This is a genomic window from Pedosphaera parvula Ellin514 (genome assembly GCF_000172555.1).
In the GTDB taxonomy this organism is placed as follows: domain Bacteria; phylum Verrucomicrobiota; class Verrucomicrobiia; order Limisphaerales; family Pedosphaeraceae; genus Pedosphaera.
This window is the reverse complement of the sequence record NZ_ABOX02000037.1, coordinates 24,933-38,663: the sequence shown is the minus strand read 5'-3', so window position 1 is coordinate 38,663 and position 13,731 is coordinate 24,933. Positions and strand designations below refer to the sequence as shown.

Genomic DNA, 13,731 nt, shown 5'->3' with positions numbered 1-13,731 from the left:
TTGTGAACAAGATTAGCTTTTAGAACTTATTCTTGCGATAGGCTCCCAATCCGGGTGCCTCAGGGTTCACTTCTGGTCCGAAGTAACGCAGTACCACGAGCGGTTCGACGTCCGAGGTGTTTTCGAAGGTGACACCGGCTTTGGCGGCATCCTCGGTGCAGAACACTTCATCTTCAGTCAGTTCATGGAAACGAATCAGTTTTGGGCAATCCAGGTTGAGCTTGTTCATCTTGCCTTTGCCCTGGACAGTGATAAGACCATAAGCCCCATTGTCCTTGATCGTGCATTTGGCACCGGGTTCAACAGTTAATTCCTTGGCTGTGAAGAGTTGCTCGTCATGCACTTTCCCGTAAACAATCCAACGATCCACGTAACCCTCGCTACGGGTATCAGCCACAGGAACCGGTTCGAGATAGTGATTATCTTTAAACTTGGGATCTACGTTGGCTTCCCAGTCGAGTTGATCAACAATGAAGTCCAAGTCCTTGTGCTTGCTCTTGGGCATGTCCTTAACTAGGAGAGACCAGGGAACTTCGCGTCCTTCAACCAAGGATTGGTACATGCCGAAAACATCAGAGCCCCATTGCGGCTCATAGGTGCAAAGGGAACCAGGCGCGTGTAGAATGCAAGGCCCGATCAACCAACCGGTGCCGGGCTTCAACCGATAAGCGCGTGAGAGGTCGAGTATTCCGTTGTCACCCTTGTTCCAATTCTCAAGGCACTTGCGAACCTGTGCCTTTGTGGTGCCGAGCTCAAGTCCCATGAAAGTGTAAGGGAAATTGTTGCCAACGTTGTTGTGCTGGGGCGGGAAGTAGTAGGATTCCGGTTTGCCTTCCTGTCCGACCAGACGCGCTTGCTTTTGGCTCTGGTGCATGTGGTGTGGAATCGGTCCCATGTTGTCGAAAAACTTCGAGTAAACGGGCCAGCGCTTGTATTTGTTCCAGATCTTCCTACCAATGAGTTCAGCACCGCATTCAGCAACCGCTGCCTGCAGGGTGAAGCGGCTCCTTCCAGCAACGACGTAGCTCAACCCTTCATCTGGTGTACGGTTCTCGTTTGCCGCCGGTGTGGTGGAGGCAAACCAACGTTCATCGATGCCACCGCGGTTCAAGCCAAATGCATAGAGGTCGTCGGGATGAAGCTTGAGGCGTTTACCGGGTTGCAGGAAGGAACGAGGAACCCAGCAAGGTGCCAGACGGAGCAGGCCGCCGCTTTCCTCCAGGGCGCTTTCTACCAGATTGCGGACTTTTTTGTTTACTGTTTTCAGATTCTTGACTGATTTCATGCTCATAGTTGTTTATTTCAAATCCCGTGATCTACACGTGTGCAGATTACAGGTCTGTGATGCCAAATGGATTACTTCGTCTCAAAAGCAGCTGTGGTTTGCTTTCCGCCGGATTCGATGTAGGCCAGCAAATCAAGAATTTCATCCCTGGTCAAAATATTTACAAGGCCTTCCGGCATGGGCGAAAGCTTTGAGGCATCGCGTTTTTGGATGTCCGCTTTCAAGACTTCAACTTTAGTTTGTGTCAGCGGGTTGGTGACAACGACGATCTTCGTATCGTTCTCTTCAATGATCCGACCGGTCACATCATCGCCATCCTTCTTGGTGACAGTTGTATTTTGATACTGTTCGGACACCACTTTTGATGGCAGGAGAATCGACTCCAGAACATCTTTGCGGGCAAAGCGGCTTGAAACCGCAGTCAGTTCAGGGCCAACCGCGCCACCTTCATTGTTGAAACGATGGCATTGGATGCACTGAGCCGCAGTGAACGCCTCCCGGCCTTTGGCGAAAGACCGGCCTTTGGAGGCCTTATCAAGATCGGCCAAAAGATCTTCCATTTTCCAGTCTTGAACGAACTTGTGTTCAACAGTTGGCTTCTTGGGCTCGGCTTTCTTTTCGGTGATGAGCGATGCCAGTTCCACACGTTCCTGGTCGTTCAGTGATGCCACTGCGTCCTTCCGGAAGTTTATCATGAATTTTGGAAAACTCGAACCGTCGCCGTAATCGCGCTCGGCATCGGTGAACCATTTAAGCAACTCGGCAGAGTGCTGAGGTTTGTAACCCGCGCGTTTCGACCAGGGATAATACCCTGCGCCCTTGTGATAGGTCGGGTCTCCGGGCTCGCCTTCATGCTCACGATTAAACCAGCTGAAGTAGTGTTCACGCTGTTCCATCGTCCAACCCGTCTTCAGTGCGCGCAACTGGAAGATGTAATAAATTTGTTCCTCTTGCGTAGTGGCTGCATCGAGTAATGCCAGGGTTTTAGCAACCACATCAGGGGCTTGCAGATAAACCAGGAGCTGGCAGAGCTCACGGTTGAGCGCCTGAGATTTGGCCGGATATTGGCGGTCCAACTTTTCGATCGCCATTTTGGCAATCTGCTGATCTGGTTTGCCTTGTCGAATGAAGCTCAGTTCGATCACGCGCAACTTCTCAAGTTTCTGAGATTCGCTTAAACCATCGATCGGGAACTTTGCCAGGGCACGCAGCAGTGGCCCCTGAGTGTCTTTAGCACCGAGACGAGCGAGCGCGAGCAGACCATTGATGCCCGCATTAGTGTGAGTCTCTGACAATGCACGATCCTTCCATGATTCGACGGGTTGGCTTTCAATCGCAATCCGAGCCGCATAGCGAAGGAATCGGTCGTCGCTGTTCAAGTAAGGCCAGGCAAATTCGACAGCCTTGGCATCCGTATGGCCGTGGAAGCTCTCCAATTTATGACGCACTTCACGTGCGGTCTTGGCAGCTTTTTCCTGTGCAACTTCGTCCCTGGATTTTTTGGGTTCCTTTTGGGGTTCGCCAACGTAGCTTACGCGATATAGTCCGGACTGGGTTCCACGCCCACCAGTGAGAAAGTACATCGCGCCATCCTTGCCAAATTCCAGATCGGTAACATTAAGCGGCTTGCCTTTGACGAAGTTTTCGAAGGTCGCATCATAACTCGCTCCGTTAGGAGTTAAATGAACGGCGAAAATGCGGCCGTAGGACCAATCCATGGCAAACAAGGCATTTTTATATTTCTCCGGATAGTTGCTGGCAGTACCAAATTTCAGGCCAGTTGGCGAGCCGATACCTACGTCTACCGTGCTGGGCAGGCTGTCCGGATAATATTTTGGCCATTTGCCGGTACCTTCGCGAAAACCATAATCCCCACCGGAGACCAAATGGCAGATACGAATCGGGCGATACCACGGCATGCCCCAGTCCCATTCCATATCGCTGTCAAAACCAAATATCTCGCCCTGCGGACTGAAAGCGAAGTCGTAGGTGTTACGCATTCCGGCGCAATACAATTCCCATTTCTTGCCGTCTTCATCAGTGCGCAAAACAAAACCACCCGGAGGTTCAATGCCATTTCCGAAGCCGTTGCCATCCTGACCACGGGGAAGAAGCTGATCTTCGGCGTAATGCTTGTGCTGGGAATCCGGAGCGATGTCTTTCGGCACCTTCGTGAAATTGCCGCTGATAATGTAAATATGATTGTCCGGCCCCAGAATTAGCCCATGGCTGCCATGCTCGCCGGAGGCCCCTTCAATTTTTTTGATTAACTTTACGGAATCATATTGGTCATCGTGATTGGTATCACGCAGGCGATAGAGGCCCAGGCCTTCAGGGCCGGTGCCATTTACGTAAAGACTGTCGAAGGCATAAAGCAGGCCCATGGCTGAGCCGACTGGCAGGTTGATTTTCTCGATCTTTTCAACCTGTCCCGTTTTGGTCAAAGTGATCCGTAGGAGGTTCCTGGTGCCTTCCTGAGGAGAAACAATCAGCCGTCCCTTTGCATCCACGGCCATCGAAACCCATGAACCTTCACCGGGTTCAGCCGAACGAAGCAGTTCAGCTTTAAAGCCGGGGAGCAAAGTCAAATCGGAGGCTGGAGTAGCTTTGGGCAAGCTTAGAACATCGCCCCAAGGTTGAACCCCCAGCTTTCCCAAGCTTACAGGCTTGGTCCAATTGCTGTCGTTATAGTTCGTGGTATACCAATTATCGACTCCGGTATCGGATGAAAGCCAGCTCTTGTCCGTGAGCAGGTATTGTTTTTGACGTTTGGGAAGCTGCATTTCCACCATGGCAATCACTGCCGCCGGACCAGAGACGTTGCGTCCACGAATGGCAATCAGGTTTTCACCGGGATGAATGTGCTTGGTTACATCGGCATGGGAGCCCTTGCTCCAACCGCTCCCTTCCAGAACCATGTTTCCGTTGATAAAGACCTGGATTTCGTCATCCGCTGCTGCGGAAAGCGTGGCGTTGCTCACCTTCCCGGTCACGTTAAAGGTCTTGCGGAAGTAGCGTATTTCTCCATTGGCAGGCTCCTTGCCTTTGTTGTCATGCCATATCCAGTCCGGTGCATCAGCACGAACGACGTTCATGAACAGTGAAACCCAGAGCAAAAGGGCCAGACGAAGTAGATTCGATCGATTCATTAGCATTCAGTTATTACCTACGGATTAGGCCGCAGGGTTATTCATTTAAGTATTGTTGTGCAAACGGAAAGAGCAAGGAGTTTTTCCTATGCTTTACCACTGAACCTCCTCGTCACTTTGAGACGTAAGGCTTATTATTTGCAATGGCCTGAACGTGCAAACCGAAGGCTTCATGGACTGGTTGCTTGCCGGTTGATGCTCGAGTAGTAAAGCAATCTCTGGTAATGTCGGTGGGCATGCCGACCTGGTAATCCTCTGATGCCTGGTAGGAATAAGCAGGCAGGCAAGTGGCTTGCGATTTGGGGAAGATTGAGCTAAGCATTGCTCGTGAGCAAAGCTGATTTCTCGGATGCGGCGCTGGTGCTGGTGGGACATGGATCGACGTTGAACGCCGAATCCAGCGCGCCGACGTACCAGCACGCCGATGAAATTCGCCGACGACACCTTTTTGGACAGGTGGTGGAATGTTTTTGGAAACTGGAACCGGGCATTGCCGGTGTTTTGCGGGGTGTCTTCGCTCCGAGAGTATTCATTGTTCCTTTGTTCATCAGCGAAGGCTATTTTACCGAGCAGGTGGTTCCGCGCGAACTTGGTTTTTGCAGCAATGATCAGAAGGATTTTCCGCGCATCCAAAAGCGGGGAAATCAAACGCTTTATTATTGTGGACCCGTCGGCACGCATGAAAGCATGACCGAAGTGCTGCTTGCCCGAGCCCGGGAAATTGTAGAGAAATTTCCTTTTCCACGCCTGCCCAAGCCAAAAGACACCGCCCTCTTCATCGCCGGGCATGGCACGGGAAATAATGAGAATTCGCGCAAGGCCATCGAACGACAGGTGGAGATCATTCAAAAGCGCAATCTATATGCCGAGGTTTATCCTTTGTTTATGGAAGAAGAGCCGCGCGTGGGTGACTGCTATAAGATGGCTTCAGTTAAGAATATCGTAATGGTACCTTTTTTCATCAGCGACGGCCTGCATTCCTACGAAGACATTCCCGAAATGCTGGGTGAACCGAAGCAAGTCGTGCAGGAACGGTTGAAAAGCGGCCAGCCAACCTGGCGAAATCCGACAGAGCGTCAGGGCAAGCTGCTTTGGTATAGCCCAAGCATCGGCAATGAACCGCATATTGCGGATGTCATTTTAGAGCGGGTGCAAGAGATTTCACTGAAGGCAGATTAACCGCTTGTAACTTGTTTTTTCTTTAAGATTTCCAGCTTTACGCCGGTCTCCTCCTGAAGTCCCGCAGTGCGGGACGGAAAATCAAAAGGAAAGTCCATATATGCGGAAATTTATTCTACTGGCTGCTTGCTCCCTGATAGTGTCACAACTTCGTGCTGACCCTGAATTGAAAGGAACTCCCAACGAACTTACCCAATTTCTTACCCGGGTTCCAAAGGCTGCCCAGGTAACAGGCGAGGGCGAGCTGAAGGTTCAAGCCGACCGGGCGATCATCACGCTGAAAATCACCACTGAGAGTAAATCATTACAGGGAGCCCTGCGGTTAAATCAAGAGATGCGAAGCAAGCTGATTAACTATTTGAAGGGGCAGGATGTACCGGTCGACAGGGTGCAAGCTTCAAGATTTTCTTCGACCCCGAAATATGGAATGTTCAGCGACAATGCAAAGAGTTATCGGGTGGAAAATTTTATAAAGATAACGGCCCAAGGTGAGAAGGAATTTCAGGCCGCCAGCGGAGCAGTGGATTCGTGGCCCGAAGTGCAATACCAGGGCATTGAGGTCGAACAGGACAACAAAGAAGAACTGAAGAGGCAGGTGATTGCCAAAGCTTGCGATAACGCAAATGAACGGCGAAAGATTTATGAGGAGAAATTTGGCGTTCGACTCGTTCCAAAATGGTTTTCTCCGGGTCTGACGGGGCTGAAATCTCCTCAACAGGCATCCGACAAGCAGTATGACAGAAGCTATTCATCGTCCCCAACAGGGGCATCACTGCCTGTTGGAGGATTGGTGGAAGTTCAGGAAACGGGCTCATCCTTCGGTGAACTGACGTTCACAGCGCAAGTAACCGTTGAATACTCAGTTGAAGCAAAGTAACCCGCCCTTCCTTTCTAACAGGGTCAGGGAGATGGCACGGCTGCCCTCATGGGTGACTGGGATGCAAGCAGGAAAAAGCCGTATTTGGCAACTTGCCACTTGAAACCTGAAACTTGAAGCCCGAAACTCACACTCGTGCATTGGCAGAAAGTCACTCTGGTTGGTGTTGGCTTGCTGGGCGGCTCCTTGGGGCTGGCCCTCAGGCAGCGTCGACTGGCGACCAAGGTGGATGGTTACGTCCGCCGCTCCGCCAGCATTGGTGAATGTGAAAAGATCGGCGCAGTGGATCACGCCACTCGTGACCTAAACCGTGCCGTTGAGAACGCGGATTTGGTCGTTCTCTGCACACCATTGGGCCAGATGCGGGAAATGACCGAGAAAATGCTGCCCGCACTTAAAAAAGGAGCCATTGTCACGGATGTGGGGAGTGTCAAGGAGACAGTTGTTGAAGAACTGGAGCCTTTGGTGGCGGGAGCGGGAGCTTTTTTCGTTGGCAGTCATCCCATGGCAGGAGGAGAAAAAATGGGGGTTGCTGCTGCGCGTGAAGATTTATTCAATAATGCTATTTGCATAGTAACACCCACGCAGAATTCTGATAAAGATGCTGTCCGAAGGGTCGAAGAGCTTTGGAAGTCGGTTGGATCAAGACCGGTTACCATTTCTCCCGTCGCGCATGATGACCTGGTCAGCCGTTCCAGTCATTTGCCACATGTGGTGGCTGCCGAACTCGCCAATTATGTTTTAAGCCCGGCTCATCCAAAGGAGCAATCGCTGGTTTGTGCGAATGGTTTTCGCGATACCACCCGAATTGCCTCGGGTTCGCCTGAAATGTGGCGGGACATTTCCATGGCCAATAGAAAAAACCTGAGCCGCGTGCTTGGCGTGTTCATTGAAGACCTGACTGAGTTCCAACTTGCGCTGGATAATGGCGACGTAAAAGCCATTGAAGAATTTTTTGAGAAGGCCAAACAGCGACGTGATGCCTGGACAGATCAGAAAGGTGCATCGTCCGAGTAAACTATGAGCGCACCATCAGAATTCACTGAAAGCGGCAATCCTGTTTACAGGCACAAGCCGCGCGAGAAGCCTTTCGAGATGGCGTTTGGTGAGGCGGGACATATAAAATTGCTGGAACAACATTATGAGAAGCATCTGGGCAAAGTGGACTGGGTTTTTCACGAATTAGTTTCCGACTTGGTCCATATCGATATTCATATCATTGCACCAGGTCCCGACCGGAATTTTTACACGCTGCTCACCACGGGGATGAGCGCTCGCTCCATGAAAACGCCGGAAGGCGCGGAGGATTATTCGTATGGGGAACTGATGCTCTGTCTGCCGCCGGATTGGCCTCTTAAGCAAGAGGACTTCAAGAACGAGAAGAATTATTGGCCGGTAAGGTTGTTGAAAGTCCTGGCGAGAATGCCGCACGAATACGATACATGGCTTTCATTCGCGCATACAATCCCGAATGGCGATCCAGCCGAGCCGTATGCTCCGGGAACGAAATTTTGTTGTGCGATGTTGGCAGCACCTCTCACCGCAAAACAGGAGTTCTGGGAATTCAAGGTAACTCCGGAGATGACGATTCACATTTATTCTGTGCTGCCGCTGTACCAGGAGGAGGCAGATTTAAAATTAAAAATGGGAGCCAAGGAAATATTTGATCGCTTTGATAAGCAGAAGTTCACCGAGTTGGTGATAATGGGAAGAAAGAATGTGGCTAAAAAGTTATTCGGAATTTTCTGATGTTACCTGACACAATAGAAATAGTGCCACTGGAAGGAGGCGTGCGTGCTGAGATTACAGTGCCAGGATCCAAGAGCATCACCAACCGTGCGTTGATTCTCGCCGCCTTGGCCGATGGCAGGACTATATTGCACGGAGCACTTTGGAGTGAAGACACGCAGGCGATGGTTGATTGCCTACAACGTCTCGGTTTTGACGTTGAAGTTGGGATCGATCCTGAAGAAAGCTCCGACCGCACCATTGCTGTTCAGGGTCTGGGCGGGAAAATTCCAAGTGCTGGTTCGGCCAATGAACCTTTGGATCTTTTTGTTGGCAATGCTGGCACGGCAGCTCGATTTTTGTCGGCCTTCGTTTGTCTGGGGCAGGGAACCTACCGATTGCACGGTGTCAAGCGAATGCATGAGCGTCCGCAAGCGGCTTTGTTTCAAGCCTTGCGGGAACTCGGCTATCAGGTTGATTCGCCCAATAACAAGTTACCGGTAATCATCCATGGAACCGGGCCAAAAAAGGGCACGTGCAGTGTAAGCATAGGGGAAAGTTCTCAATTTGCCTCGGCATTGTTGCTTTGCGCTGGCAAAGGGAGATGGAGCGTCAAGATAGTTGGCGAGAACACCGAGGAATCGCCATATGTGGTCATGACTTCGCGCCTTGTCGAATCCTTCCCACAGCACGGCAGCGAATTTCATATCGAGCCAGATGCCTCCAGTGGCAGTTATTTCTGGGCCGCGGGTAAAATTTTGAGCCCCGACGCAAAGAACCCCACCGTGTCCGTCAAGGAATGGCCGACCAGCGGTTGGCAAATAGACGCTGAATTCTCAAAATGTTTGGATTTGCCTGAAACTATTTCGCGCGAGGGACAACTCGGCGATAGTATAATGACAGGAATTGTTATGGCACCCTTAACTTCCACGCACCCGGTCCGCTTTACTGATCTCGGCCGTCTGCGCGTACAGGAATGCGAACGTGTCCATGCTTTACGCACCGAACTGGCCAGGTGCGGCGCCAAAGCGATTGAGACGGGCGACACGCTGGAGGTTTTCCCGGGAACACTTCACGGCGCGGAGATTGAGACGTACAATGACCATCGCATGGCAATGTGTTTTGCAATTCTGGGATTGAAAGTTTCCGGGATAAAAATCAAAAATCCGGCGTGCGTGAAAAAGACATTTCCAGATTTTTTTCAAAAACTCGCTGCGCCTGCGCCCCATGGACTGGGGGTGACGATTCTTCACGGCCGCACGCACAAGCCTTTGAACGGAGAGGAACTATTTGCAGACTAAACTAATAAACCTGGAGTCCGGAAAAGTGAATTCATCCATTGTCATCGCGATTGATGGCACCAGCGCCAGCGGCAAGAGCACCAATGCCAAAATGGTTGCCAAGGCACTCGGCTATATCTACGTGGATACCGGTGCCATGTATCGCACCTTTGGCTGGCATTGCCTAAAAAACAAAGTCAACTTGGATGACGAAAAGGCCATTGCGTCGGCCTGTAAAAAGTGGAAAACGTCGCTGGAACGCGTGGACAATCATGTTCACCTGCTCGTCGATGGATACTATCCGGCGAGGGAGATTCGCACGGCCGAAGTCAGCAGCGCCACTTCACTTATCGCAGCGGTTCCCAAGGTTCGGGAATGGATGAAGAAAAAGCAGCGTGAATGCATCCAGTTCGGCAACCTGGTCATGGAAGGTCGCGATATTGGTACCAATGTTTTTCCGGAAACCGACTTCAAATTTTATCTCGATGCCTGCCTCAACGAACGTTCGAAACGTCGACTGGCGGAAGGTGTGCAGGAAAACCTGGCCGCCCGTGATCAACGTGACAGCCAGCGTGCAGCTGCGCCTTTGATGGTCGCGCTGGGAGCCAAGGTGATTAACAATTCGGGCATGACTGCGGAGGAGACGAGCAAGCTCATCATCGAAGAGATACAAAGGCGCCTGGCTCATTCAAAATGAACCGATCGTAAGGTCTTTGTCGCATGAACCCGGTTTATTTTATTGGTTGGACTTTTTATCGAACGCTTTTCGCGACGTATTTTCGCTGGCGCGTTTATAATCCTGAACATGTCCCATTAAAAGGCGCGGTCATTTTGGCCTCCAACCACGCCAGCTTTCTCGATCCGCCACTGGTCGGTTCCGGTGTGAAACGGGACATCAACTATCTTGCGCGTAAATCGCTCTTTCGTTACCCGGGTGTGGGCTGGATTCTTCGCACGGTAAATGCCGTGCCGGTGGACCGCGAAGGCGGAGGTGCGGCTGGATTGAAAGCCATCATGGATCGGCTCCATAATGGCGGTGCCATCATTTTGTTTCCCGAAGGCACGCGGTCCACGGACGGCAATTTTCTTCCCGCCCGCTCGGGCATTGGCCTTACCGTTATCAAATCAGATGCACCTGTCGTGCCCGTTCGCGTATTTGGCACCTACGATGCCTGGGGGCGACATGTTAAAATTCCCAAACCCCGGCACGTCGCCATCAAATACGGCACCCCCATGCATTTCGAGCAACTGCGAGCCGAAGCCAGGACTTGTACCAAGGAACGGCTCAAGCAAATTTATCAACAAGTAGCCGATGAAATCATGGATGCCATTGCCAGGCTCGAGGCAAAGGCCGATTAATCATTTTCGATCCGCTCTGCAGATTTCCTGAAACTCCCAGAGTGGATTTATGCGAGAAATTCTGGGGAGAAAAAAGCCGACACCTTTGGAGATGTCGGCTGGTTGTAAAACTAAGTTGCGCGGACTCGACTAGCTGGAAAGGTCTTTCGTGACCTGGCTTTCCAACTGGCTGGCGGCTTTGTCATCAAGGCCGGTCGAAGTCCAGACGATGTTGTTCTTTTGGCGCGCGTAGTAAATGGTGCGGCTTACACCTTTGACATCATAGGCTTTGTCCCAATCCTTTTCCACCGCTACAACGACGGGGAATTTGATGCCGTGCTTTTCGGCAGCGGCCTGGATGGCCTTGCTGTCCTTGGAATCAATCACCTGCGCAAAGACGCCGAGCTTGGGATTATTGTCGGCGATGGTCTGAAGTTTCTTGAGGTCGGACCAGAAGGCTTCGTCGCCGAGCTTGCCGAAAGAGACGATCTTGCCGGACTTGGTTCCATAAGCGCAGACCTGGCAGTATTCCTTGCCACTGGAGACGTTATGGATGGTGTATGGGCTCAGGCTGTCACCGGGCTTGAGGGCAGCCTGGCTGAGTGTGGCAAATGAAAGTGCAGCTAGAAGCAATGCGATCTTTTTCATATATGATTTAATTTTCGTTACGATTGTCGCTACTTTAATACAGACCTCTGCCAAAGGCAAACCGTTACATGAATCATTGAATTGGAAATACTTTCTTCAAGGCGGGAACCCAATCGCCAGTTTGATCGCGGCATACTCAGGATGCACATGGCCATTTCTCTGCCGAATAATCAACGCAGGTTCGACCCACGTTTGTTTGCGAAATGAAGGTGGTAGATGATCCGAACGCATCATGCCAAACAGTGTAAGGAGGGGTTCATTGCCCTCGAGAAGTATAATGGGGCGCCGACGAACGATGGTTAACTCAGCATTCTTCGCCGCAGCCTCAACACGTTCCAGTTGTTCAGTAGGGAAGACACAGGCAAAGAATCCTCCCGGAGCAAGATGCTTCGTCGCCATGGCACAATAATGGGAAATGTCACCCCGGACTTCAAAGCGGCAGGCAATCTTTTGCGGATGATCGCCTTCAATCCCGGACCCCAATGGAAAGTAAGGCGGGCTGCCGAGAACCAGATCGAACAATTCATCGTCCCGTAGGATATTAGGATCACGGAAATCGCCATGACGGATCTCATATCGTGCTTCGAGACCGTTGAAGCGGGCAGATTTGCGGGCAAGTCGAACGCTTTCATCCTGCGCTTCGATGGTGACAAACTGCGCGCCAGGCAGTCGCCAGGCCGCAATCATGCCGACGGAACCAATTCCACTGCCGAGGTCAAGAGCCTTGCACGCAGTCGGACACCATGAAGTGCCATACCAGGCAGTCAGCACGTCATCGGTGGAGAAGCGATGGCCGTTCTTCAGTTGGTAAAGCCGAAAATAACCACTGATGGCATCGAGCGTTTCCCCATCTGGAACTTCGACAACATCATGTCGGGCACCAGGCGGAATGGGACCGGGTTTGGCCCACCCCTTAAAGCATGGATCGCAGAAATTGTTAGCGGCCTTGGAAGGATCGCTCATGTTGTGAGTGTCGGGAGAAAGTTGCGAAAAACCAAATCTACTCTATCCTGAGCAGAATCAGAACCGGCTCTGCCGGAATAGGTTGATTTATTATTTAAGTAGTTCAACTTTGTAGTGGATACATTAACAGAAAGATGTCTCATGGATAAGAAGAAATTCCCGCCGTTCAGTCTCACTCGTTTGCTCAACACGGTTTTCGCTCCCAAAGCAGGTGAAAGCGTGGCGATTTTAATTGATCTGCCGAATCCCAGGGACATCAAGGATTTCAAGTTTCTGAAAGAAGAGACCCTCACCATCCAACGCTATGCCTATACTGTGTTCTATGAAGGCTTAAAGGCTGGGGGCCTGGCTGAATTAAAGCTGAGTGGGGGAGAAATGTTCGCGTATCAGATTACTGGTGGCAGCAACCTCGATCTGCCTGCCACTGGTTACGATTCGGATGGGCGCGAAGTGCTCTTGGAATCAGAAGTTTATACTCAATATGACATTATTCTTTGCATCTCGACTTATTCGGCTACTGCGCCACTAACCGCTTTTGCAAAGCAATTTGGCTTTCGCGGGGCGACGCTGCATGGTTTGAACGAAATCATTTTAAACACCGGTCTCTCTGTGGATTACAACGAAGTCAGTCGTAATGGCGAGAAGTTGCGGCTGGGTTTGACCAAAGCGGATTTCTTCGACATTGATTACGAAGTGGACGGAAAGAAATACACATTGAAGTTGCTCACCAACAAGCAGGAAGCGCAGAAGAGTCATGGATTGTGTCGCGGCGAGAAGCCTGACGTCGCCAACCTTCCAGCCGGTGAAATCTATTTTGTTCCGGAAAGCGCAGAAGGCGTGTTTCCCATGCGTTATGAAGATGGAACCCTGGGCCTCATGGATGTATCAAAGGGCAGGGTGCAGCGAGCGAAATTGCTGCGGGGAAAACAGACCACAATTGATGAGCACAACCGAAAGCTGGCATCTGATCCAGTGACGGGAGAAATTGGAGAGTTGGGATTTGGCACACAGGAACTGCCACCATCGGGACGTGATATTCAGGACGAAAAAATATTAGGAACGTTGCATGTGGCTACCGGCCGCAGCGATCATCTCGGGGGACATCTGACACCGGAGAAGTTTGCAAACGCGAAGAATGCCACTCACGATGATATTTTGTTTTCACCGACAAAAACTCCGGAAATTCACGTGACTCAGGTGCGCATGCATCGGGATGGCAAACAGGAGGTTGTCATTGAGCATTATCAACCTTCAGAATATCTCCGACAGTTGCTGGCTCGGTAA

The 13,731-nt window shown here is 51.1% G+C and carries 12 protein-coding genes; 8 read left to right on the top strand and 4 right to left on the bottom strand.

Going from position 1 to position 13,731, the window contains the following annotated elements:
• Positions 1 to 19 precede the first annotated feature (19 nt).
• Both CFLAV_RS22685 and CFLAV_RS22680 read right to left on the bottom strand, forming a co-directional pair.
• Positions 20 to 1,285 (bottom strand): cupin domain-containing protein, encoded by a 1,266-nt coding sequence (locus CFLAV_RS22685; RefSeq protein WP_040549829.1) that lies wholly within the window; start codon positions 1,283 to 1,285, stop codon positions 20 to 22.
• Positions 1,286 to 1,356: 71 nt separating this feature from the next.
• The gene (locus CFLAV_RS22680; RefSeq protein ID WP_040549828.1) at positions 1,357 to 4,434 is read right to left on the bottom strand and encodes a c-type cytochrome; all 3,078 of its coding nucleotides are present in this window, start codon (positions 4,432 to 4,434) and stop codon (positions 1,357 to 1,359) included.
• 327 nt (positions 4,435 to 4,761) lie between these two features.
• Here CFLAV_RS22680 and CFLAV_RS22670 point away from each other — a divergent pair, with 327 nt between their 5' ends.
• The 7 genes from CFLAV_RS22670 (at position 4,762) to CFLAV_RS22640 (ending at position 10,857) form a co-directional block, all read left to right on the top strand.
• Entirely contained in the window at positions 4,762 to 5,613 is an 852-nt protein-coding gene (locus tag CFLAV_RS22670) for a CbiX/SirB N-terminal domain-containing protein (RefSeq protein WP_007417180.1), read from the top strand.
• Positions 5,614 to 5,713: 100 nt separating this feature from the next.
• Positions 5,714 to 6,490: an SIMPL domain-containing protein gene (locus tag CFLAV_RS22665; protein WP_007417179.1), complete on the top strand. Its 777-nt coding sequence runs from the start codon at positions 5,714 to 5,716 to the stop codon at positions 6,488 to 6,490.
• Between the two features lie 135 nt (positions 6,491 to 6,625).
• On the top strand, positions 6,626 to 7,507 hold the full coding sequence (locus CFLAV_RS22660; protein ID WP_007417178.1) for a prephenate dehydrogenase: 882 nt from the start codon (positions 6,626 to 6,628) through the stop codon (positions 7,505 to 7,507).
• Positions 7,508 to 7,510: 3 nt separating this feature from the next.
• Positions 7,511 to 8,239, top strand: coding sequence for a suppressor of fused domain protein (locus CFLAV_RS22655; RefSeq protein ID WP_007417177.1), 729 nt, complete (start codon positions 7,511 to 7,513; stop codon positions 8,237 to 8,239).
• A complete protein-coding gene (locus CFLAV_RS22650) occupies positions 8,239 to 9,519 on the top strand; it encodes a 3-phosphoshikimate 1-carboxyvinyltransferase (protein ID WP_007417176.1) in 1,281 nt (426 codons plus the stop codon). Before CFLAV_RS22655 ends, CFLAV_RS22650 begins: the two co-directional genes overlap by 1 nt.
• A 25-nt stretch (positions 9,520 to 9,544) precedes the next feature.
• Positions 9,545 to 10,195: a (d)CMP kinase gene (gene cmk, locus CFLAV_RS22645; protein ID WP_063816454.1), complete on the top strand. Its 651-nt coding sequence runs from the start codon at positions 9,545 to 9,547 to the stop codon at positions 10,193 to 10,195.
• A gap of 23 nt (positions 10,196 to 10,218) precedes the next feature.
• Entirely contained in the window at positions 10,219 to 10,857 is a 639-nt protein-coding gene (locus tag CFLAV_RS22640; RefSeq protein ID WP_007417174.1) for a lysophospholipid acyltransferase family protein, read from the top strand.
• Positions 10,858 to 10,986: 129 nt separating this feature from the next.
• Here the strand turns inward: CFLAV_RS22640 and CFLAV_RS22635 are convergent, their stop codons facing one another.
• Both CFLAV_RS22635 and CFLAV_RS22630 read right to left on the bottom strand, forming a co-directional pair.
• Positions 10,987 to 11,484: a TlpA family protein disulfide reductase gene (locus CFLAV_RS22635; RefSeq protein WP_007417173.1), complete on the bottom strand. Its 498-nt coding sequence runs from the start codon at positions 11,482 to 11,484 to the stop codon at positions 10,987 to 10,989.
• A 96-nt stretch (positions 11,485 to 11,580) separates the two neighbouring features.
• Complete coding sequence (locus CFLAV_RS22630) at positions 11,581 to 12,447, bottom strand: tRNA1(Val) (adenine(37)-N6)-methyltransferase (protein ID WP_007417172.1); 867 nt, start codon at positions 12,445 to 12,447, stop codon at positions 11,581 to 11,583.
• Positions 12,448 to 12,588: 141 nt separating this feature from the next.
• Between CFLAV_RS22630 and CFLAV_RS22625 the strand changes: the two genes are divergently transcribed.
• Positions 12,589 to 13,731, top strand: coding sequence for a M29 family metallopeptidase (locus tag CFLAV_RS22625; protein ID WP_007417171.1), 1,143 nt, complete (start codon positions 12,589 to 12,591; stop codon positions 13,729 to 13,731).

Excerpts from the sequence above, each read along its gene's own strand:
- CFLAV_RS22635 (WP_007417173.1), bottom strand. The coding sequence starts at position 11,484 with ATGAAAAAGATCGCATTGCTTCTAGCTGCACTTTCATTTGCCACACTC.
- CFLAV_RS22680 (WP_040549828.1), bottom strand. The coding sequence starts at position 4,434 with ATGAATCGATCGAATCTACTTCGTCTGGCCCTTTTGCTCTGGGTTTCA.
- CFLAV_RS22650 (WP_007417176.1), top strand. The coding sequence starts at position 8,239 with ATGTTACCTGACACAATAGAAATAGTGCCACTGGAAGGAGGCGTGCGT.
- CFLAV_RS22640 (WP_007417174.1), top strand. The coding sequence starts at position 10,219 with ATGAACCCGGTTTATTTTATTGGTTGGACTTTTTATCGAACGCTTTTC.
- CFLAV_RS22655 (WP_007417177.1), top strand. The coding sequence starts at position 7,511 with ATGAGCGCACCATCAGAATTCACTGAAAGCGGCAATCCTGTTTACAGG.
- CFLAV_RS22625 (WP_007417171.1), top strand. The coding sequence starts at position 12,589 with ATGGATAAGAAGAAATTCCCGCCGTTCAGTCTCACTCGTTTGCTCAAC.
- CFLAV_RS22630 (WP_007417172.1), bottom strand. The coding sequence starts at position 12,447 with ATGAGCGATCCTTCCAAGGCCGCTAACAATTTCTGCGATCCATGCTTT.
- CFLAV_RS22685 (WP_040549829.1), bottom strand. The coding sequence starts at position 1,285 with ATGAAATCAGTCAAGAATCTGAAAACAGTAAACAAAAAAGTCCGCAAT.
- CFLAV_RS22665 (WP_007417179.1), top strand. The coding sequence starts at position 5,714 with ATGCGGAAATTTATTCTACTGGCTGCTTGCTCCCTGATAGTGTCACAA.